The organism is Pseudomonas sp. E1BtOHC1 (assembly GCF_058744285.1).
On record NZ_CP196023.1, the window covers coordinates 2,263,086 to 2,283,428 of the forward strand.

The following is a 20,343-nucleotide window of genomic DNA, read 5'->3' on the forward strand; positions in this document are numbered from 1 at the left end:
GGGCCGTTTTCATTGACGCAGGTGCTTAGCCGCCCAGGTAGGCTTCACGCACCTTCGGATCGGTCAGCAGCGACTCGCCGGTACCTTGCATCACCACCCGGCCATTCTCCAGCACATAGGCGCGGTCGGCGATCTTCAATGCCTGGTTGGCGTTCTGCTCCACCAGGAACACCGTCACGCCGTCGCGGCGCAGCTGTTCGATGATGTCGAAGATCTGCTGGATGATGATCGGCGCCAGGCCCAGGGACGGTTCGTCCAGCAGCAGCAGCTTGGGCTTGCTCATCAGCGCACGGCCGATGGCGAGCATCTGCTGCTCGCCGCCGGACATGGTGCCGCCGCGCTGAGTGAAGCGCTCCTTGAGCCGTGGGAACAGCTCCAGGACCTTGTCCATCTGCTCCTGGTAGTCGCCCTTGTCGGTGAAGAAGCCGCCCATGGCGAGGTTCTCTTCCACGGTCAGGCGGGCGAACACCCGGCGGCCTTCCGGCACCACGGCAATGCTCTTGCGCATGATCTGCGCCGAGCTTTGTCCCACCAGCTCTTCACCCAGGTAACGGATGCTGCCGCTGTGAGCCTGAGGCGAGCCGCAGAGGGTCATCAAGAGGGTGGATTTGCCGGCACCGTTGGCGCCGATCAGGGTGACGATTTCGCCCTGGCGGATCTCGACGTTGACGCTGTGCAACGCCTGGATCTTGCCGTAGTAGGTGGAAACGTTTTCGAACTGCAGCATTTACGCTTCCCCCAGGTAGGCTTTGATCACTTCGGGATTGTCGCGGATCTGTTCCGGCGTACCGTCGGCCAAGGGGGTGCCCTGGTTGATCACGACGATATGGTCGGAAATGCTCATGACCAGCTTCATGTCGTGCTCGATCAGCAGCACGGTGACGTTGTGCTCCTCGCGCAACACGCTGATCAGCGCTTTGAGGTCCTCGGTTTCCTTGGGGTTGAGGCCGGCGGCCGGCTCGTCGAGCATGAGAATTCGCGGGCGGGTCATCATGCAGCGGGCGATTTCCAGACGCCGTTGCTGACCGTAGGCCAGGGTGCCGGCGGGACGGTTGGCAAACTCCCGCAGGTTGACCTTGTCCAGCCAGTAGCCGGCGTACTCCATGGCTTCGCGCTCGCTCTTGCGGAACGCCGGGGTCTTGAACAGACCGGCCAGGAAGTTGGTGTTCAGGTGACGGTGCTGGGCGATCAACAGGTTCTCGACCGCGGTCATGTCCTTGAACAGCCGTACGTTCTGGAAGGTTCGCACCACGCCCTTGCGGGCGATCTTGTGGCCCGGCAGGCCTTCGATCGGCTCACCGTCCAGGAGGATGCTGCCGGCGCTTGGCTGGTAGAAACCGGTCAGGCAGTTGAACACCGTGGTCTTGCCGGCCCCGTTCGGGCCGATCAATGCCACCACTTGTTTTTCCTTGACGGTCAGGGCCACACCGTTGACCGCCAGCAGGCCGCCGAAGCGCATCGACAGGCCCGTTACTTTGAGGATCTCACGGCTCATTTGCGCAGCTCCATGTGAGGACGTTGCATGGGCAGCAGACCTTGAGGACGCCAGATCATCATCAGCACCATCATGGCGCCGAACATCAACATCCGGTATTCGCTGAATTCACGCATCATTTCAGGCAAGAGGATCATCACGATTGCCGCCAGGATCACACCCAGCTGCGAGCCCATGCCACCCAGCACGACGATGGCGAGGATGATCGCCGACTCGATGAAGGTGAAGGACTCCGGGGTTACCAGGCCTTGGCGCGCGGCGAAGAAGCTGCCGGCGAAACCGGCGAACGCGGCGCCCAGGGTAAAGGCCGAGAGCTTGATCACGGTGGGGTTCAGGCCCAGGGCGCGGCAGGCAATCTCGTCTTCACGCAGAGCTTCCCAGGCACGACCGATAGGCATGCGCAGCAGGCGGTTGATGACGAACAGCGCCGCCAGCGCCAGCAACAGGGCCACCAGGTAGAGGAAGATCACCTTGTTGATCGAGTTGTACTGCAGGCCGAAGAACTCGTGGAAGGTCTGCAGGCCTTCCGCTGCCTTGCGCTCGAAGGTCAGGCCGAAGAAGGTCGGCTTCTCGATGTTGCTGATGCCGTTCGGACCACCAGTGAGATCGGTCATGTTGCGCAGCAGCAGACGGATGATTTCACCAAAGCCCAGGGTCACGATTGCCAGGTAGTCACCTCGCAGGCGCAGCACCGGGAAGCCCAGCAGGAAGCCGAAGGTGGCCGCCATCAGGCCGGCGATCGGCAGGCAGATCCAGAAGCTCAGGCCGAAGTAGTGCGACAGCAGCGCGTAGCTGTAGGCGCCGACGGCGTAGAAGCCCACGTAACCCAGGTCCAGCAGGCCGGCCAGACCGACGACGATGTTCAGGCCCAGGCCCAGCATCACGTAGATCAGGATCAGCGTGGCAATGTCCACCGCGCCGCGAGAGCCGAAGAACGGCCAGACCAGAGCGCCGAGGATCAACGCCAGGATGATCCAGCGCTGGGTGCTGGGCAGGGTCAGGAAGTTGCTGGCCTTGGCCGGGATCAGCGGCATGCTGGGAGAAGACTTCCAGGCGGCGCTGATCTGGCTATGGAACAGCACCCGCAGGAACATCAGCACCGAGCACAGCGCGATGGTGGCGAGGATGGTCGGGCTGGTGTTGTGGACTTCCAGGTTGATGCCGACGATGGTCAGTTTCAGGCCCAGCACCGGGTAGGCGACGGCCCAGACCAACAGGGCGCTGAACAGCGCCGATTTAAGATTCCTAGTCATACTTTCTCAACCTCCGGACGGCCCAGAATGCCGGTCGGACGGAACAACAGCACCAGAACCAACAGGCCGAATGCCACAACGTCCTTGTACTGGTCGCCGAACACGTCGGCACCAAAGGCTTCAGCCACCCCCAGCACCAGCCCGCCGAGCATCGCGCCCGGAATGCTGCCGATGCCGCCCAAGACCGCTGCGGTGAAGGCCTTCAAGCCCACCAGGAAACCGGCGTTGGGGTTGATCACACCGTATTGCATGCTCAGCAGCACGGCGGCGATGGCCGCCAGTGCGGCGCCGATCACGAAGGTCAGGGCGATGATGTTGTTGGTATTGATCCCCAGGAGGTTGGCCATCTTGATGTCCTCGGCGCAGGCACGGCAGGCGCGACCCAGGCGAGAACGGGAGATGAACAGCGTCAGGCCGAGCATGGCGACCAGAGTCACCACGAATACCACGATCTGCATGTAGGAAATCAGCACTTCATGTGCGCCACCTGGCCCGATGGAGATGTTGCCCGGGATCAGGTTAGGGATGGATTTGTCCTTGGAGTCTTGCGCCAGCAGAACGGTGTTCTGCAGGAAGATCGACATGCCGATGGCGGAGATCAGCGGGATCAGGCGGTTACTGCCACGCAAGGGGCGGTAGGCGATCCGTTCGATGCTGTAGCCGTAGGCACTGGTGACGACGATGCTCGCGATAAAGGCTGCGGTCATCAACAGCGGGACGCTGTCGAGTCCCATCATGGCCAGCCCGGCGATGGCGATGAACGCCACATAGGAGCCGATCATGTACACCTCGCCGTGGGCGAAGTTGATCATTCCAATGATGCCGTAAACCATCGTATAGCCGATGGCGATCAGGGCATACGTACTGCCAACGGTGAGACCGTTAACCAGCTGTTGGAAAAAGTGATAGATGTCAGGCATTACAACGCTCCTAAAAACCTGATACGCATTTCACTGGTGGAGTCATTTTCCCGCCCAGGCCCCGTGGATCTGCACCCACTTCGGGCTGGGTTTTGCCAGCGAACCGCTGATGACGGTTTTGAGATTTTCAGGTGGGCGGGATTCCGGATCACGGAACACAGGCCCATACATTCGTAAAACAAAGCCCACGGCGAGCCGTGGGCTTTATTGGCAGTCAGTCAGGGCACGCCTTACTGAGGAGAGACTTCGGTTTTAGGTTTGCCGAAGTGCCACTCGTAGACCACGAATTTGAAGTCTTTCAAGTCGCCCTTGGCGTCGAAGCTCAGGTCGCCAGTGGGGGTCTTGAAGGTGCCGGCGTGGATGGCTTCAGCCACCTTGGCCGCGTCTTCGCTCTTGGCGTTGGTGATGGCACCCGCGATAACTTCAACGGCGGAGTAGGAAGGGAATACGAAAGGACCGCTCGGGTCTTCTTTCTTGGCCTTGAATGCGTCAGCCAGGGCGACGTTGGCCGGGTCCTGATCGAAGGATTTGGGCAGGGTGACCAGCAGGCCTTCGGACGCGTCCTTGGCGATCTGCGAGATGGAGTCGTTACCCACGCCTTCCGGACCCATGAACTTGGCCTTCAGGCCTTTTTCCTGGGATTGGCGCAGGATCAGGCCCAGCTCCGGGTGGTAGCCGCCGTAGTAGACAAAGTCGACGTTGGCTTGCTTGAGCTTGGCGATCAGCGAAGAGAAGTCCTTGTCGCCGGCGTTGATGCCTTCGAACACGGCAACCTTGGTGTTTTTCTTCTCCAGGGTCTGCTTCACGGCAGTGGCGATGCCTTCACCGTACTGCTGTTTGTCGTGGAGTACGGCCACGACTTTTGGCTTCACGTGGTCGGCGATGTAGTTACCGGCGGCGGGGCCTTGGGCGCTGTCCAGGCCGATGGTGCGGAACACCATTTTGTAACCACGGGCGGTGATGTCCGGGCTGGTGGCAGCCGGGGTGATCATGATCACGCCTTCGTCTTCGTAGATGTCGGAAGCGGGTTGAGTGGAGCTGGAGCACAGGTGGCCGACCACGAACTTGACGCCATCGTTGACCACTTTGTTGGCCACCGCCACGGCTTGTTTTGGATCACAGGCGTCATCGTATTCAACGGCTTCGAGCTTCTTGCCGTTGACGCCGCCCTTGGCGTTGATCTGTTCGATGGCCATTTTGGCGCCACTGAACTGCATGTCGCCGTATTGGGCTACAGGGCCGGTCTTGGGGCCGGCGATACCGATCTTGATGGTGTCAGCTGCGAACGAATGGCTGGCAACCCCGGCCAGGACCATAGCGGCAAACAGTTTGGAAATCTGCTTAGTAGCCTTATTCATAGTGCTCCACTCTTACTGTTGTAATTTTTATAGTTCCGGCGGCCTTGGTCGCAGAACCGAATCAGATATATCGCGATATCCGTCGGAAATGCCCCTGGCAACTGTACCGGTACAGTGTAGAGCGCCGGTTGTTCGCTTGAAAAGCTGGCGGCTGGGGGCAAAAACGCGGAGTGTCGCTTAATTGAAAGAAAAAGACAGATTTGCGGCGTGGCTTGCGCCCGGTTCGGCGTCAGTCCCTGGCGCTTCTGAGCTTCTCGATCGGTGACGCGTTTGCTTCTGGGTTTTTCTGCCAGAGCACCGACGTTATGATTGCGCCGATTTCATTTCTGGACAGTCCCATGACTCAAGAACCTAGCACCCTCTATGCCAAGCTGCTTGGTGAGACCGCATCTATCAGCTGGAAGGAACTGGAGCCGTTCTTTGCCAAGGGCGCCCTATTGTGGGTCGATGCCGACCTGGATCTGATCGAGGCGGCCCAGGCGGTGGCGGAGAATCAGGCGCAAAAAGTCGCGGCCTGGCTGGCCGAAGGGAAGGTTGAAAAGCTGTCTGCGACGCGGGCGTCCGATCTGTTGGAGCGTGATCCGCAGTTGTGGGCAGTGGTGGTCTCACCCTGGATTCTGACCCAGGAGAGGGCGTCGCGCTGAAGGTGTGCGCCGATTTGGTGCGCTGTTTTGTCGGACAAAAGTGTGTAGCCGAGTAACCGTGAATCCAGTGATGGCATCTTGCCGTGGAGAAAGGCCCCACAAGGGTTTCAGCCAAGGTGACGTTCACGGAAGGGGCACAGTTTCAAGCCCGTCCGACGAGCTGCTTAATTGTTTCGTGGTGTAAGCAAATTGACCCTTCGCCGGCGAGCCGGCTCCTGCACCTTGCAGGAGCCGGCTCGCCGGCGAAGCTCTTCTTAATAGGCCGTCTTGCCCGTGTGGCTATTGAGGGAGATGACCCGAGTCTTGCCGATGCGGTGACGGTAGATCTCGCGCAGGTACTTGATGGCCTTCTTCACGCAATCGCGCGACAGACGGATGTCGTTGATCGAGACGAACTTGTCCTTGTCGTTGATCAGCTCGCGGTATTTCTTCTCGTACATCGGCTTGATCGCGTACCAGTTGGTGTCGAGGATCTTCGCCGGGTTCTCGAATTCGTTGAGCAGATCGTCGATGCGGTCTTCGTCGAACTGGTCGCTGACGATGAAATCCAGCACCGAGTTGTCCAGGGTGTCGTCGAAGCGGTACGGATTGCGCGCAAAGCAACGCTTGATAAAGGCCACGATCAGGGTCAGGAAGTCATCCGACAGGCACGGGCTCTTGGCGATCAGGGTGGTCAGCGACAGGTTGGCCGAGGCGCCGATCACCAACGCGTAGCGCTTGAGGGTGGTGTTGGGGAACAGGCTGTTGAGGTGGGTCTTGAGCCGGTTCAGGTCCATGTAGGACAGCTTGTAATCCTTGGGCAAGGACACGATCGAGACCACCGACGAGCAGTTCTTGAAGAAGTGCAGGTCGTGCAGCGCCGCAGCGTCATAACCCGAGGCCTTGTACTGCTCCAGGGCTGCGCGATAGCGCTTGGACTCGATAGGCAGCAGGCTGATGCCTTCGATGGCCTGGGTCACCTTGTTGAAGTGCGGCAGGTCGATGGAGCGGAAGAACAGGTCGTCGATGTTCAGGCGCTGCGGCTCTTTCTCGAACACCTTGAACTTGTCGCCGGTGGGCACCGGTTGCTCCGGCACCACGGATTCGGCGTAGGCGATCGCCACCGGGCCCGCCAGGCTCATGAACAGGTCGTTGGCGTCCAGGCGGATGGTCTCGCCGATGTCGATGCCGGCCCGACGGAAGTAGTTCTGGTCGTAGTCGGTGGTCACTGCCTGAGCGGTGAGGATGTTGAAGATCTGTTGGGAGATGTACTGGTTGGCGTGCTTCTCCATGGCGTTGACGTCAATGTTCTGGATGTTGCCGTCATCGCTTTCTTCGGCGTAGCGCATGATGTCGTTGGAGATCAGCATCATCGCGTTCCATGGGCGGATACGCCCCATGACGCTGGCTTCACTGCTGTCTTCATTGTCGAAGTTGTAGGAGAAGTCCCACTCTTCCGAAAGGTATTTGCACAGCAGGCGGCCGGCGTTGATGTGCAGTGCCTCGGACATTTCGCTGCGATGGTCCGAAATGTTCGGCAGCACGCAGATGCCGCTGGTGAAGATCGGCTCGAAGACGAAGGAGTGCCCGCTCTTGCTGTCGTGCTCGTCCATCGGCTTGGTGTCGAAGGTCTTGTTCATGTACGAGTACTGCTGGGCCAGGCCGAACTCCGAGGCCATGCCCGAACCGGTACCGCCGCCGGCGCTGAAGATCGAGAAGTACAGGCGCGACTGGTTGGCCTTGATCCCGCAGGAATCGATCAGGTACGAGTGGATCATTTTCCAGTCGGGGCTGGAGAAGCGCTGGGTGTCCTTGTTGAGGATGATCTTGGCCAGGTACTGGCCAAGGATCGGCGCGTTACCGGCGCCACCGGCGTGGACTTCCGAGAGGTCCATGATCTTCATTTTGCTGTAGTCGCGGATGAAGCCGCTCTTTTCGCCCTTGCGCGAGAAGCGGATGCGTCCGGCGATGTCCTTGTCCAGGTCGCCGAGCATCACCAAAGGCTCCACCAGGAATACCGGTTTGCTGGCTTTGTTCTGGCCCAGGCGCAGGTTCTGGCGGATCCACTGGCCGGGGCTGTAGCCACCGCCTTCGTAGGACTTGTCTTCGTTGTTGAATTCGTTGAGGTAGAACTTGCGGGCGTTGTACACCAGCTCCGCCACGTCCAGGGCAATGTTGGAGCCGCAGCGACCCAGGCCGATCAGGCACACCGACGGGAATTCCTGGTCGCGGCGATTTTCCTGCTCGTCTTCCAGGTGCGGCGGGCGCGGGAACACGGAGTCGCGCAGGCCATCGAGGTTGTCGAGGATGCGGTCGGTGTTGGTTTCGGTGAAATACAGGTACTGCTGGGTCGACAGGGGGCGTGAACTGGACAATGGCTTCGTATCTGAGTGGCTTGATGTGGGGGAGGTCAGCGTCATCTCGGAGACTGCGTTGGCAGGATTGTTTTTAGAAGTCATTGTGCGCCATATGCCTGGTCTGGTTGGCTCGAGGACGAGGTGTCAGCGAACCATCACGGAATGGGACCTCGCCGCTGCGTGGAGCGCGAATTTTGCCCAAGGCGTCAGGGTATTTTCTGAGCGTCGCTCGGGGGAATCCTTTCCTGAATCATGATGAATCGGCCAGTATTCGATGATCTTTAATCAAATGAGGGCAATATGATGTCAGCGTTACCTTCACTCGGGTTTGCCGGGATCGGCCTGATGGGGCTGCCCATGTGCCGGCGCCTGCTGGCTGCGGGCTATGGGCTGACGGTGTGGAACCGCAACCCGGAGAAATGCGCGCCCCTGGTGGCTGCCGGGGCGCGACAAGTGGCCACACCGGCGCAGCTCTGCGAGCACGCGGATCTGCTGCTGCTGTGCCTGGCCAACACCGAGGTGGTGCGCGAGGTGGTGTTTGCTGCCGATGGCATCGCCCAGGGCGCCCGGGACGGGCAACTGCTGCTGGACCTGTCCAGCCTGGAACCCACCGCCACCCGGGAGATGGCTGCGGCGCTGGCCCGCGACACCGGCATGGCCTGGGTCGATGCCCCGGTTTCCGGTGGAACCCCCGGCGCCGAGTCCGGCAGCCTGGCGATCATGGTGGGTGGCGAGGCGGCGGATATCGAACGGGTTCGCCCGGTGTTGCTGGCCCTGGGGCAGCGGGTGACGCACATGGGCGCTGTGGGTGCTGGTCAGGTCACCAAGGCCTGCAACCAGATGATTGTCGCCTGCAATGCCCTGGTGATTGCCGAAGTGGTGGCCCTGGCGGAGCGTTCCGGCGTGGATGCACGATTGATTGCCGAGGCCCTGGCCGGCGGTTTCGCCGACTCCAAACCGTTGCAGATCCTGGCCCCGCAGATGGCCGAGAGTCGTTTCGAACCGGTGAAATGGCATGTGCGGACCCTGCTCAAGGATCTGGACGGGGCGGTGAAGTTTTCCCGGGAACAGGGTTCGGCTACGCCGATCAGCGGATTAGCTGCGCAGTTGATGCGTCTGCATGGTGGCCAGGGCTATCTGGAGCAGGACCCGGCGACCCTGGTTCGCCTCTATCGAGACCCGGTATCCGCGGATTGAGCCCATCGTGGCGCTGGTTCAGTTCATCCAGTACCCGGCTCAGGTCCTGCAGCGGCACTGGGCGACTGAGCAGGTAGCCCTGCAGGTAGTCGCAGCCGTAGTGTTCGAGGAACTGCTGCTGCTCCAGGGTCTCGACCCCTTCGGTGACCACTTGCAGGTGCAGGGTGTGGGCCATGACGATGATTGCCTGGACTATCTCCCTGTCCTGGGTCGACTTGGGGATGTCCTGGATGAACGAGCGATCGATCTTCAGGGTATTGAGCGGCAGGCGCTTGAGGTAGGCCAGGGATGAGTAACCGGTGCCGAAGTCGTCGATCGACAGCGATACGCCCAGGCCGCGGATCTGGTTGAGCAGCGCCAGGGTGCTGGCGATGTTGCCCATCAGGGCGTTTTCCGTGACCTCCAGTTCCAGGCGTTGCGGGGCTACCTGGGCTTCTCGCAGGGCGGTTTCGATTTCCCCGGCCAAGGTTTCACGGGTCAGGTTCAGGGCCGAGCAGTTGACCGCGATCTTCAGCTCGCCACCGCCGTTTTGGGACAGGTAGGCCAGGTCCTCGCAAGCCTTGCGCAATACCCAATTGTCCAGCTCGGCGATCATGCCGTTGGTTTCGGCAATTTCGATGAAGCGATCCGGGGGCAGCAGTCCGTGCTGGGGATGTTGCCAGCGGATCAGGGCTTCGAGCTTGGTGACCTTGCGCAGCTTGAGGTCGTAGATCGGCTGGTAATACAGCAGCAGCCCTTGATCGTCGCGCAGGGCATTACGCAACTCTTCTTCCAGTTGCAGCTCCAGGGTGGCGCGAGTCTTCAGCTTGGAACTGAAGAAGTGCAGGCTGTTGCGCCCGGCATCCTTGGACTGATAGAGCGCCAGGTCGGCGTTCTTCAGCAACTCCTCGCACGTCTTGCCGTCGTCGGGGAAGACACTGATGCCGATGCTGGTGGTCATCACCATGCGCCGGCCCCCCAGTTCGATCGGTTCCTTCATCTTCTGCATGATGCGCTGGGCCATGTGCCGTGCCTCATCGCGCTCATAGAGGTTGATGAGAATGCAGAATTCATCGCCACCCAGGCGTGCTACCACGTCTTCATGGCTGCGGGTGGAGCTCTTGATGTGTCCGGCGATGACCTTGAGCAACTCGTCGCCGGCATCGTGGCCCAGGCTGTCGTTGATTCGCTTGAAGTGGTCGATGTCGAGGAACATCACCGCCAGCATGCCGCCGAAGGTGTTTTTCTCCATGAGTTTTTCTGCGAACAGCTGGTTGAAGCCACGGCGATTGATCAGGTTGGTCAGGGCGTCGTAATGAGCCACCTGCTGCAGAGAGACCCGGGCCTGGTCCAGTTGCGAGAGCAGGGCGTTGACCCGGCGCAGGTCGCGTTCCTTGTGCTGCAATTTCTTGTCCGCCAGGGCTGCACTGATACCGCTGGCGATGATCAGGAGGGTGATCACGCTGAGGGTCAGACCCAGTTGCATGTGGCCGTTGGGTGCCACGGAGGTGGGCAGGCTGCCCGCAGGCAGCACCAGGGTCATGGACCAGATGCCGGTGAAATGCATCAGCACGATGGCGCCCCCCAGCACCAGGCTGCTGGTGTACTTGAGCAGTTGATGGAACATCCCGCTGCCATCGCGCAGGTGCCGGGACAGCAGCAGCGCGGCCAGGCTGCAGCCGATCGCCACCAGCAGCGACAGCCCCATGAGCAGCGGCTGGTAGTACAGGCTGGCGCTTGAACGCATGGCGGCCATGCCCACGTAGTGCATGCAGCAGATGCCCAGGCCGATCCACACCGAGGCCACGCCGTAGCGCCATAGCGGCAACTGGACGTGGCTCAGGATGTTCATCGCCAGCCAGGCGGCGACCAGGGCGATAAACAGCGAGACCAGGGTCAGTGGCAGGTCGTAGTGGATCTCCAGGGGCACTTCGAACGCCAGCATGGCGATGAAGTGCATGGCCCAGATGCCGCCCGCCAGGCAGCAGGCACCGACCCAGCGCCACAGGCGTTGGCTGGTTGCTTGCTCGACGTGGCTGACACGTTCTGCCATATCCAGGGTAGCGAAGCTGGCGGCACAGGCCACCAGGTAAGCCAGCAGCACCAGGACCGGGTTGTGGCTGCATTGCAGAACCACTTGCCCGTTATCTGGAAGCTCGGTGATGAAATGCAGACCCAGCCAATCCATAGCATGCCCATCTCTGAGTCATCTGGTGTCGGCGGACCCGCACGCCAACAAGTGCTTGCAGTATAGAGGGCACCCGTTGGCTGCAATGGGAGGTGGCAATCTGGCTCTAATGATTTGCTTATGAGCCCTATCGCCAATGGTGCTAAGCGCTTTTCTCGAACCAGGGTTCGTGGTCCACGGGTTCCAGGGGCGCCAGGCCGAAGGCGGCCCGGGCGGCGTCGCAGTCGCTGTTGTGCTGGCCGTCGGCCCAGGAGGCTTCGAACTCCCGGCAGGGGCTGGAGCGCTGCTCGTAAATGGAGCAGCTCACGCCCTGGCCGACCTCGCCTTCAAGGGAGATGCAGCGCGGCGACTTGCAGTCGGTGCCCAGCATGGCTACCCGAGTGGGACTGATGCTCTGCACCAGATCGTCGGGGACCGTGCCGCCGGATGAGGCGCATTCGCCCCAGAAAAAAGACACACGAAAGTATGAACAGCAGGCACCGCAATTCAGACACGGACTGGCTTCGGACATAGGCGTATTCAAAGGGAGAGGGAAGGGTAAGGGGGGCAGGCAAGGCGGCTATTCTAGGCTTCCCATCGGCCTTGGGAAGGGGGGGCGCAAGGTATTTTTTCAGCCTTGGCCAAGCCCTTGAAAAGACTGGGAAAGCCCCGGGTACCGCGGGCTGTGGCGGATTCGCCGCGCCGCGCCGCAAGGACTTCGAAGGCCGCAGCCGGGGCCAGCATGCGATGGTTTGATATCAGGCTGACGAATGATCACAGACAGCTACGCCCAGCCTGACTAGATTGCAGCTTCCAGGCTCGCTCGCGTCTGGCCGAATAACAATAAAGAGATCGACCCATGGATAATTCGACTCAAGCGGCAAATGCCTGGCGCATTCTGTTCCTGTTGTTTTTGGCAAACCTGTTCAACTTCTTCGATCGCACCATTCCCGCCATCATCATCGAGCCGATCCGCATGGAATGGCACTTGAGTGACTTTCAGCTGGGGATCATCGGCACCGCCTTTACCCTCGTCTATGCCATCGCCGGCCTGCCCCTCGGGCGCCTGGCCGATACTGGCTCGCGGAGCAAGCTGATGGGCTGGGGCCTGGCGGTGTGGAGCGGGCTGACTGCGGTCAACGGCATGGTCGGCAGTTTCTGGAGTTTCCTGCTGGTGCGCATGGGGGTGGGCATTGGCGAGGCGAGCTACGCACCGGCGGCCAACTCGCTGATCGGCGACCTGTTCCCTGCGCACCGCAGGGCCCGGGCCATGGGCATCTTCATGCTCGGGCTGCCCCTGGGGCTGGTGCTGGCCTTCTTCACCATAGGGGCGATGGTCAAGGCGTTCGACAGCTGGCGGGCGCCGTTCTTTATCGCCGCGGTGCCAGGCTTGGTGTTGGCGGTGTTCATGTTCTTCATCAAGGAGCCCAAGCGCGGAGCGGCGGAAGCGGTGAAGGTGGCGCAGGTGCCTATCGACCGACCGATTCGCCGGGTGCTGGCGATTCCGACCTTTCTCTGGCTGACCCTGGCCGGGCTGACCTTCAACTTCGCCACTTACGCCTGCAACTCGTTCCTGGTGCCGATGCTGCAGCGTTACTTCCTCATGCCCTTGCAGGAGGCGGCAATGGCGACGGGGCTGATTGTCGGTGTGACCGGGTTGGTGGGTTTGACCCTGGGCGGCTGGTTCGCTGACAAGATTCATCAGCGGATTGCCAACGGCCGCCTGCTGTTCGCGGCCTGCAGCCTGATCATTTCGACCTTGGCCACCGGCTGGGCGTTGCATGCCGGGCGCGTCGAGATCGGGGTATTTGTCGCGGTGTTCAGTGTCGGCTGGTTGTTTGCCTACAACTTCTACACCTGCGTCTATACCGCCTTGCAGGACGTGGTCGAACCCCGTTTGCGGGCCACTGCCATGGCCTTGTTTTTCGCCGGTCTGTATCTATTGGGCGGCGGATTGGGGCCGGTGGTGGTCGGCGCGTTGTCGGATCACTTCGCCCACTCGGCGATGTATGCCGCCGGTGCCGAGCTGATGACCGAGGAATTCAAGGCCATCGGCCTGCACGACGCCATGTACCTGATTCCGGTGGCGTTATTCCTGACCCTGCTGTTTCTGTTCCAGGCTGCGCGTTGCTTTGTGCGCGATGCCCAGCGCATGAAGGAGGGATTGGCACTGGCCGAGCCTGCGGCGACGGCGTTGGCGGTTTGATCTGGCAGATGAAAAAAGGCCCGCATGATGCGGGCCTTTTGTTTAGCGCTTGGAGCCGGGCAATCAGCCTGCCACCAGCACCCGGATCGCTTCCAGGCGCAGGGCGGCTTTTTCCAGCATCGCCAGACCCTGTTCCCGTTGCTTGCGCAGGGCTACCAGCTCGCTGTCACGGACGGTCGGGTTGACCGCCTGCAACGCGGTCAGGCGCGCCAGCTCTTCTTCGGTATCGGCCGCCAGCCGGCGTTGCGCCTCGGCCACGCGCTCGGCGTGACGCGGTGCGACCTTGGCTTCACCGGCGTTGATCTTCGGCGCCAGTTGGTCGCGCTGGGCCTGGATGAACTTGTTGGCGCTGGCCTTGGGCACGCTTTCCAACTGGTCGTTGAGGGTCTCGAAGGCCACCCGTGCCGACAGGTCGTTGCCATTGGCATCCAGCAGGCAGCGCAGGGCGGCCGGTGGCAGGTAGCGACCCAGTTGCAACGAACGTGGAGCGACCACCTCACTGACGTAGAGCAGCTCAAGCAGCACGGTGCCGGGTTTCAGCGCCTTGTTCTTGATCAGTGCCACGGCGGTGTTGCCCATGGAGCCGGACAGCACCAGGTCCATGCCGCCCTGCACCATCGGGTGCTCCCAAGTGATGAACTGCATGTCTTCGCGGGACAGCGCCTGGTTGCGGTCGTAGGTGATGGTCACGCCTTCGTCGTCACCCAGAGGGAAGCTGGCATCGAGCATCTTCTCGCTGGGCTTGAGGATCAGGGCGTTTTCCGAGTGGTCTTCGCTGTCGATGCCGAAGGCGTCGAACAGGGTTTCCATGTAGATCGGCAGGGCGAACTGGTCGTCCTGTTCGAGGATCGCTTCCACCAGCGCATCGCCTTCACCGGCGCCGCCGGAGTTGAGTTCCAGCAGACGGTCGCGGCCGGTATGCAGCTCGGCTTCCAGGCGTTCACGCTCGCCGCGGGCTTCGTCGATCAGCGTTTGCCACTCGCCGTCGTCGGCGTTTTCCAGCAGTGGCAGCAGGCGTGGGCCGAACTGGTGCTGCAGGGCGTTGCCGGTCGGGCAGGTGTTGAGGAAAGCGTTCAGCGCTTCGTGATACCACTGGAACAGACGCTCTTGCGGGCTGGTTTCCAGGTACGGCACGTGCAGTTCGATTACGTGTTTCTGGCCGATCCGGTCGAGACGGCCGATGCGCTGCTCCAGCAGGTCCGGGTGCGACGGCAGATCGAACAGCACCAGATGGTGGGCGAACTGGAAGTTGCGGCCTTCACTGCCGATTTCCGAGCAGATCAGCACCTGGGCGCCGAACTCTTCATCGGCGAAGTAGGCGGCAGCCCGGTCGCGTTCGAGGATGTTCATGCCTTCGTGGAACACCGTGGCCGGGATGCCGGAGCGCACGCGCAGAGCGTCTTCCAGGTCCATGGCGGTTTCCGCGTGGGCGCAGATCACCAGGACCTTGGTGCGCTTGAGCATCTTCAACTGGTCGATCAGCCATTCGACCCGCGGGTCGAATTTCCACCAGCGCTGTTCTTCATCGGCGGCATCGGGCTGGGCCTGGAAGCTGACTTCCGGATACAGCTCGGCGTGTTCACCCAGGGGCAGTTCCAGGTATTCGTCCGGGCACGGCAGCGGGTAGGCGTGCAGCTTGCGCTCCGGGAAACCCTGCACGGCGGCGCGGGTGTTGCGGAACAGCACGCGGCCGGTGCCATGGCGGTCCAGCAACTCGCGCACCAGGCGTGCGCTGGCTTCGCTGTCGCCATCGTTGACCGCGGCCAGCAGGGCTTCGCCTTCGTTGCCGAGGAAACCGTGGATGGTCTTGTGCGCCTCGGGAGACAGGCGGCCTTTATCCATCAGTTCCTGCACCGCTTCGGCCACCGGGCGGTAGTTCTCGCTCTCGGCGCGGAAGGCCGCGAGGTCGTGGAAGCGATTCGGGTCCAGCAGGCGCAGGCGGGCAAAGTGGCTGTCCTGGCCCAGTTGTTCCGGGGTCGCGGTCAGCAGCAGCACGCCAGGGATGGTCTCGGCCAGCTGTTCCACCAGGGCGTATTCCGGGCTGACCTGATCTTCGTGCCACACCAGGTGGTGGGCTTCGTCCACCACCATCAGGTCCCAACCGGCGGCGAACAGCGCGTCCTGGGCCTTCTCGTCATCCACCAGCCATTCCAGGGCCACCAGGGCCAGCTGGGTGTCTTCGAATGGGTTGCTGGCATCGCTTTCGATAAAGCGTTCTTCGTCGAACAGCGCCACTTGCAGGTTGAAGCGACGACGCATTTCCACCAGCCACTGGTGCTGGAGGTTTTCCGGAACCAGGATCAGCACCCGGCTGGCGCGACCCGAGAGCAGTTGGCGATGGATCACCAGGCCGGCCTCGATGGTCTTGCCCAGGCCCACTTCGTCCGCCAGCAGGACCCGTGGCGCGATGCGGTCGGCGACTTCACGGGCAATGTGCAACTGGTGGGCGATAGGTTGGGCGCGCACGCCACCCAGGCCCCAGAGCGAGGACTGCAGTTGGCGGCTGGTGTGTTCCAGGGTGTGGTAGCGCAGGGAGAACCAGGCCAGCGGGTCGATCTGCCCGGCGAACAGACGGTCGCTGGCCAGACGGAACTGGATGAAGTTCGAGAGTTGGGTTTCCGGCAGGGTAACGGCTTCGTTCTGCCCGTTGAGGCCGTGATAGACCAGCAGGCCGTCGACGTCGTCGACTTCCTGAACAGTCATTTTCCAGCCTTCGAAGTGGGTGATGTTGTCCCCTGGAGAGAACCTCACGCGAGTGAGGGGCGCATTCCGTAGCGCATACTGGCGGGTGTCGCCAGTGGCCGGATAGAGCACGGTCAGCAAGCGACCGTCCTGTGCCAGAACGGTGCCTAGGCCTAGCTCGGCTTCGCTGTCACTAATCCAGCGTTGCCCCGGTTGATACTGCTGCGCCATGCTGCCTGACTCCCGCTTTGAAAAAGCCGACTATCTTAACGGAACGACGCTTCCAGTCCAAAGAACTCTGATAAAAACCCCTGGAATAAAAGGTAGCGTACAGCGGCGTTCGTCGGCCCCGAGGGCACTATCGGCTGACGACTGGGTCACAGTTTTGCGACCGATGGCTCAAGTCGCCCATGCCGCAGCCGACAGACTGCCGACAGGAGACCAATAACATGCTGCCACCGATGCTCCCCTTGAGTGCCGTGCCCATCACCGCCCAGCAGGACCCGATCCGGCAGCGTCCGGATATCCCGCCAGTGGTGCCGGTGCAGGAAAGCTCCAATGAAAGCACCATCGACTTGCAAAAGCGCGATGCCGAGCAGTCGGCCCTGCTCTTGCGCGAGGAGCAGCAGCGCCAACAGGAAAAGCAGCGGCGCAAGCGTGAGGCCGATGAGGATCCGGAGCAGCATCTGGCCGTACCCGGCGACGAGTTGAATGCCGACAACACCGTACCGGTGGCTCCGTTGATCGAGGATGCCCCGCGCCAGGGGCTGTGGGTGGACGTGCAGGTCTAGCTTGTGGGGCCGCGTTCGGCCAGTTCCGTCAGCGCCTCCAGCAGGCACTGGATTTCCGCTTCGGTATTCAAATAGCTCAAGGCGATCCGGGCAATCTGGGTCAGGCCCCGGGCCTGCATGTCCAGCGGGGTGTAGGCCACGCCGTTGGCACCGATATTGATGCCCCGGCGAGCCAACTCTTCCTTTAGTTCAAAACCGTCCCAGCCCTTGAGCGTGAAGGCAATCAAGCCTGACTGCTGGCCGGCGGCGCCCAGGTCCTGGCGCTGCAGGCCGGGCAGGCGGTCGAGGTCCTGGCGAAGCGTGTCGGCGAGGGTCCTGATCCGCTGGTGAATGGCTTCGATGCCGATGCTGTTCAGTTCCTGCAACGCATTGGCCAGCCCCGCCAGCAGCACCAGCGAAACTTCGCTGGTTTCGAAGCGTCGCGCATCCTCTCGCAAGCTGAAGCCCTGGCCGTTCCAGGGGGCTGACAAGACATCCCGCGGCAGCGGTTGCAACTGTTCCAGGAAGCCCGGCCTGACATAGAGCAGGGCCGTGCCCCGTGGCCCGCGCAGGTATTTGCGTCCTGCGCCTTTGAGCACATCGCACCCCAGCGCCTGTACATTACAGGGCAGTTGCCCCAAGGCCTGGCCGGCGTCGATGAAATAGGGGATGCGCCAATCCCGCGCCAGTTGGCCGACGGCGGCGGCCGGATTGATCAAGCCGCCGTTGGCCGGCAGCCAGGTCAGGGCGATCAGACGCACGCGCGAGTCGAGCATGGATTCCAGTGCCTCCACCGAAACCGCACCATTGTGATCGCAGGGGATGACTTCCAACTGGGCCCCGGCGCCCACGGCTTGGGCCAGGCACGCCAGATTGCCACCCCATTCGTGGCGCCCCACCAGAATCCGGTCGCCCGCTTGCCATGGCGGCAGGGCACTGAAGGCCATGCCCCAGGCTGCCGAGCCGCTGCTGGCAAAGGCGATTGCGGCGGGGCTGGTATTGAGCAGCCGGGCCGCGGCCTCACGGGCCTGTTCCTGCAGCTGTGCGCCGGTGATGGCGGCTTCCATCGGCCCTTCACGGGCTTCCCGTTGCAGTTGCCCGAGCATGGCGTCCAGGGTGCCCTGGCTGGGCAATGAAGCACCCGCGTGGTTGAAGTGGCAGACCTGGGCGCAGCCGGGTGTGGCCAGGCGCAGACGGGCGAGGTGCTGTGGGTCCAGGGGGGTCATGGCTTGAGTTCGAAGATCGCGTCGACCTCCACGGCGACCCCGGCGGGCAGGCTGGCCACGCCCACCGCCGTGCGTGCGTGCCGGCCTTTCTCGCCCAGGGCGTTGACCAGCAGGTTGGAAGCGCCATTGGCCACGCTGCCATGGCTCTGGAAATCGGCACTGGCGGCAATGAATACAGCGAGCCGGCTGATGCGCTGCAGCCGCGACAGGTCGTCGTCCAGCGCCGCGCTCAACTGGGCCAGCAAGGCCAGGGCCGCGAGCTCCGCGGCCTGGGTGCCTTGCTCCACCGTCAGACTCTCGCCGAGACGGCCCAGCAGGGTCGGTTGGCCCTGTAACAAGGGAATCTGTCCGGAGATGAACAGCAGGTTCTGGCTGCGTACATGGTTGACGTAGTTGGCGATCGGCTGGCTGGGGGCGGGCAGTTCAAGCCCCAGTTGCTGAACGCGGTGTTTCAGGGAATCGCTCATGGGCAGTCCTCGGATGCAAGGCCTGCAGCATCGGCGTTCAGTCCAGGAGCGACAAACGGATAGATCTAATTCGATGTATCTGAATTTCTCATGGGTCGAGCCCTTGCTCCAGCAGCCATTGTGCAAAGCAGTCCAGTGCCGGGTTCGACGGTCCTTCAGCGGTCACCAGCCAGTAGCCGATCTGACTGCACAAGGGCGGCAGGTCGAAGGCATCCACCAGGCTGCCCTGGGCCAGGTGGCGTTGGATCAACTGGCGACGCCCCATGGCGATGCCCTGGCCGGCCACGGCGGCCTCTACCACGATGTTGTAGTCGTGCAGCATCACGCTGGGGAGGGAGGCAAGGTCCATAGCCTGTTGCCTGCTCCAATCATCCCATTCGAAGGGTTGATGGGAGCGAGCCATCAGCAAGGGGCCGCTGGCCAGGGAGGTGGCTTTGAAGCCAGGGCTGCAGACCGGTGACAGCTGCTCGGCGAGAAAGCGCGTGGCCCGCACCTTCGGCCAGTTGCCCTTGCCGTAGCGAATGGCCAGGTCGACTTCGGCGCCGGCGACATCCGCCAGGTCGATGGCCGGTTGCAACTCCAACTGGATCTCCGGATGGCGGCGGGTGAAGTCCGCCAGGCGAGGCGCCAGCCACAAGGTGGCGAAGGACGCCAGCAGACCGATGCGCAGTACTGGCTGGCGAGGTGGGGCAAGCAGCGCTTGGGTGGCTTGGGCGATCTGTTCCAGGGCCGGGCGAATCTGTCGGTAATAGGTGTCACCGGTGGCGGTCAGGTCGATGGCGCGGGTCCGGCGTATGAACAAGCGTTGGCCCAGGTGCTGTTCGAGTTTCTGCACTTGATGGCTGACCGCGCTCTGGCTCACGCACAGTTCCCGAGCCGCCTTGATAAAGCTCAGGTGGCGGGCCACGGCCTCGAATGCGCGCAGGGCCAGTAGCGGCGGCAGGTGCTTGGGCATTTCCACATCAGGCTCCGGGGGGCGTTTCGCAAAGGGCCATTGTGCGGATAAAAACTCTTCGCGGCAGCGACTTTATTACCGGAGTGTCGGTCTGATCACTGGTCAGGTGCGGCGGCACGTCGCATTATTGGCACATCCGCCAGGGCCGCTCTGCATCCTGTAGCAGTGCGGTTGATATTGACTTCCCAGTGATGCCAGCCAAGCCATGAATCAAGACGACAAGCTGATCGACCTGAATGCCGAACGCGCCAAGCGCGTACATGACCTGAACGAGAAGCGCCTGAATGAAGTGCGCCAGGCATTCGAGCAGGCCATGCCTTTGGGCAAAGCCAAGAAAAAGTCGAAAAACAAACCGAAAAAGCGCTGAACTGGGCGCTTTCTGTTGATACAGGTCAGTTATTCCCCCTTCCTCGCGCCCAGTCTTGGGCGACATTGACCCCGGTCAATTTTCCCCGCCGCCTCTTTGGTTAACTTAGCCCCATCGCAACAGGGCAAGAGCAGGAGGCCAGTCATGTTTTTCGACAATGTGGTGATCGCCGGAGTGCTGACTGTCGGCCTCATGGTTCTGTTTTTCGCAGGGTTTGGATTCTTCATCTGGAAAGACGCGAATAAGCGTAAAAAACCTTAAGTCTCTCCAGAGCAACGAGCACGCAAGGCATTTTGGGCAACTTCGGTTGCCCTTTTTTTT

General features: G+C 61.8%; 18 protein-coding genes. 6 read left to right on the forward strand and 12 right to left on the reverse strand.

Annotation, left to right across the window (positions count from 1 at the left end; genetic code table 11):
• Nucleotides 1-25: 25 nt before the first annotated feature.
• From ACSSVC_RS10410 to ACSSVC_RS10430, 5 genes are all read right to left on the reverse strand, one after another.
• The gene (locus ACSSVC_RS10410) at nt 26-727 is read right to left on the reverse strand and encodes an ABC transporter ATP-binding protein (RefSeq protein ID WP_123727752.1); all 702 of its coding nucleotides are present in this window, start codon (nt 725-727) and stop codon (nt 26-28) included.
• Complete coding sequence (gene livG, locus ACSSVC_RS10415) at nt 728-1,495, reverse strand: high-affinity branched-chain amino acid ABC transporter ATP-binding protein LivG (RefSeq protein ID WP_060837861.1); 768 nt, start codon at nt 1,493-1,495, stop codon at nt 728-730. It abuts the gene before it with no gap.
• A complete protein-coding gene (locus tag ACSSVC_RS10420; protein WP_346635841.1) occupies nt 1,492-2,748 on the reverse strand; it encodes a high-affinity branched-chain amino acid ABC transporter permease LivM in 1,257 nt (418 codons plus the stop codon). Before ACSSVC_RS10420 ends, livG begins: the two co-directional genes overlap by 4 nt.
• Complete coding sequence (gene livH, locus ACSSVC_RS10425; RefSeq protein ID WP_346635840.1) at nt 2,745-3,668, reverse strand: high-affinity branched-chain amino acid ABC transporter permease LivH; 924 nt, start codon at nt 3,666-3,668, stop codon at nt 2,745-2,747. The genes ACSSVC_RS10420 and livH overlap by 4 nt, the downstream gene beginning before the upstream one ends.
• A gap of 230 nt (nt 3,669-3,898) precedes the next feature.
• Nucleotides 3,899-5,026, reverse strand: a complete 1,128-nt coding sequence (locus ACSSVC_RS10430) for a branched-chain amino acid ABC transporter substrate-binding protein (protein ID WP_346635839.1) — start codon at nt 5,024-5,026, stop codon at nt 3,899-3,901.
• Between the two features lie 338 nt (nt 5,027-5,364).
• Between ACSSVC_RS10430 and ACSSVC_RS10435 the strand changes: the two genes are divergently transcribed.
• Nucleotides 5,365-5,670 carry a DUF2288 domain-containing protein gene (locus ACSSVC_RS10435; RefSeq protein WP_102878633.1) on the forward strand — a complete coding sequence of 102 codons (306 nt, stop codon included), beginning with the start codon at nt 5,365-5,367 and terminating at the stop codon, nt 5,668-5,670.
• 254 nt (nt 5,671-5,924) lie between these two features.
• Here ACSSVC_RS10435 and ACSSVC_RS10440 read toward each other — a convergent pair whose 3' ends face one another.
• On the reverse strand, nt 5,925-8,108 hold the full coding sequence (locus tag ACSSVC_RS10440) for a hypothetical protein (protein WP_346635018.1): 2,184 nt from the start codon (nt 8,106-8,108) through the stop codon (nt 5,925-5,927).
• 198 nt (nt 8,109-8,306) lie between these two features.
• Here ACSSVC_RS10440 and ACSSVC_RS10445 point away from each other — a divergent pair, with 198 nt between their 5' ends.
• Nucleotides 8,307-9,203 carry an NAD(P)-dependent oxidoreductase gene (locus ACSSVC_RS10445; RefSeq protein ID WP_492612253.1) on the forward strand — a complete coding sequence of 299 codons (897 nt, stop codon included), beginning with the start codon at nt 8,307-8,309 and terminating at the stop codon, nt 9,201-9,203.
• On the opposite strand, the gene ACSSVC_RS10450 is transcribed toward ACSSVC_RS10445, so the two are convergent.
• Both ACSSVC_RS10450 and ACSSVC_RS10455 read right to left on the reverse strand, forming a co-directional pair.
• Nucleotides 9,094-11,370 (reverse strand): putative bifunctional diguanylate cyclase/phosphodiesterase, encoded by a 2,277-nt coding sequence (locus tag ACSSVC_RS10450; protein WP_492612254.1) that lies wholly within the window; start codon nt 11,368-11,370, stop codon nt 9,094-9,096. The two genes, ACSSVC_RS10445 and ACSSVC_RS10450, sit on opposite strands and share 110 nt — an antisense overlap.
• Before the next feature lie 142 nt (nt 11,371-11,512).
• Nucleotides 11,513-11,881: a YkgJ family cysteine cluster protein gene (locus ACSSVC_RS10455; RefSeq protein ID WP_346635015.1), complete on the reverse strand. Its 369-nt coding sequence runs from the start codon at nt 11,879-11,881 to the stop codon at nt 11,513-11,515.
• Between the two features lie 327 nt (nt 11,882-12,208).
• On the opposite strand from ACSSVC_RS10455, the gene ACSSVC_RS10460 reads away from it, so the two are divergent.
• On the forward strand, nt 12,209-13,555 hold the full coding sequence (locus tag ACSSVC_RS10460) for a spinster family MFS transporter (RefSeq protein WP_404938462.1): 1,347 nt from the start codon (nt 12,209-12,211) through the stop codon (nt 13,553-13,555).
• A gap of 63 nt (nt 13,556-13,618) precedes the next feature.
• On the opposite strand, the gene rapA is transcribed toward ACSSVC_RS10460, so the two are convergent.
• Complete coding sequence (gene rapA / locus ACSSVC_RS10465) at nt 13,619-16,468, reverse strand: RNA polymerase-associated protein RapA (RefSeq protein WP_492612255.1); 2,850 nt, start codon at nt 16,466-16,468, stop codon at nt 13,619-13,621.
• A gap of 218 nt (nt 16,469-16,686) precedes the next feature.
• Between rapA and ACSSVC_RS10470 the strand changes: the two genes are divergently transcribed.
• A complete protein-coding gene (locus ACSSVC_RS10470) occupies nt 16,687-17,028 on the forward strand; it encodes an aspartate-semialdehyde dehydrogenase (protein WP_346635012.1) in 342 nt (113 codons plus the stop codon).
• On the opposite strand, the gene ACSSVC_RS10475 is transcribed toward ACSSVC_RS10470, so the two are convergent.
• The 3 genes from ACSSVC_RS10475 to ACSSVC_RS10485 form a co-directional block, all read right to left on the reverse strand.
• Complete coding sequence (locus tag ACSSVC_RS10475; protein WP_492612256.1) at nt 17,025-18,233, reverse strand: aminotransferase class V-fold PLP-dependent enzyme; 1,209 nt, start codon at nt 18,231-18,233, stop codon at nt 17,025-17,027. The two genes, ACSSVC_RS10470 and ACSSVC_RS10475, sit on opposite strands and share 4 nt — an antisense overlap.
• Nucleotides 18,230-18,700 carry a RidA family protein gene (locus tag ACSSVC_RS10480; RefSeq protein WP_492612257.1) on the reverse strand — a complete coding sequence of 157 codons (471 nt, stop codon included), beginning with the start codon at nt 18,698-18,700 and terminating at the stop codon, nt 18,230-18,232. The genes ACSSVC_RS10475 and ACSSVC_RS10480 overlap by 4 nt, the downstream gene beginning before the upstream one ends.
• 88 nt (nt 18,701-18,788) lie before the next feature.
• Entirely contained in the window at nt 18,789-19,655 is an 867-nt protein-coding gene (locus tag ACSSVC_RS10485; RefSeq protein ID WP_404939927.1) for a LysR substrate-binding domain-containing protein, read from the reverse strand.
• 205 nt (nt 19,656-19,860) lie between these two features.
• Here ACSSVC_RS10485 and ACSSVC_RS10490 point away from each other — a divergent pair, with 205 nt between their 5' ends.
• Nucleotides 19,861-20,022, forward strand: coding sequence for a hypothetical protein (locus ACSSVC_RS10490; protein ID WP_177435099.1), 162 nt, complete (start codon nt 19,861-19,863; stop codon nt 20,020-20,022).
• A 144-nt stretch (nt 20,023-20,166) separates the two neighbouring features.
• Entirely contained in the window at nt 20,167-20,283 is a 117-nt protein-coding gene (gene ccoM / locus ACSSVC_RS10495; RefSeq protein ID WP_015634423.1) for a cytochrome c oxidase subunit CcoM, read from the forward strand.
• Nucleotides 20,284-20,343: the final 60 nt, after the last annotated feature.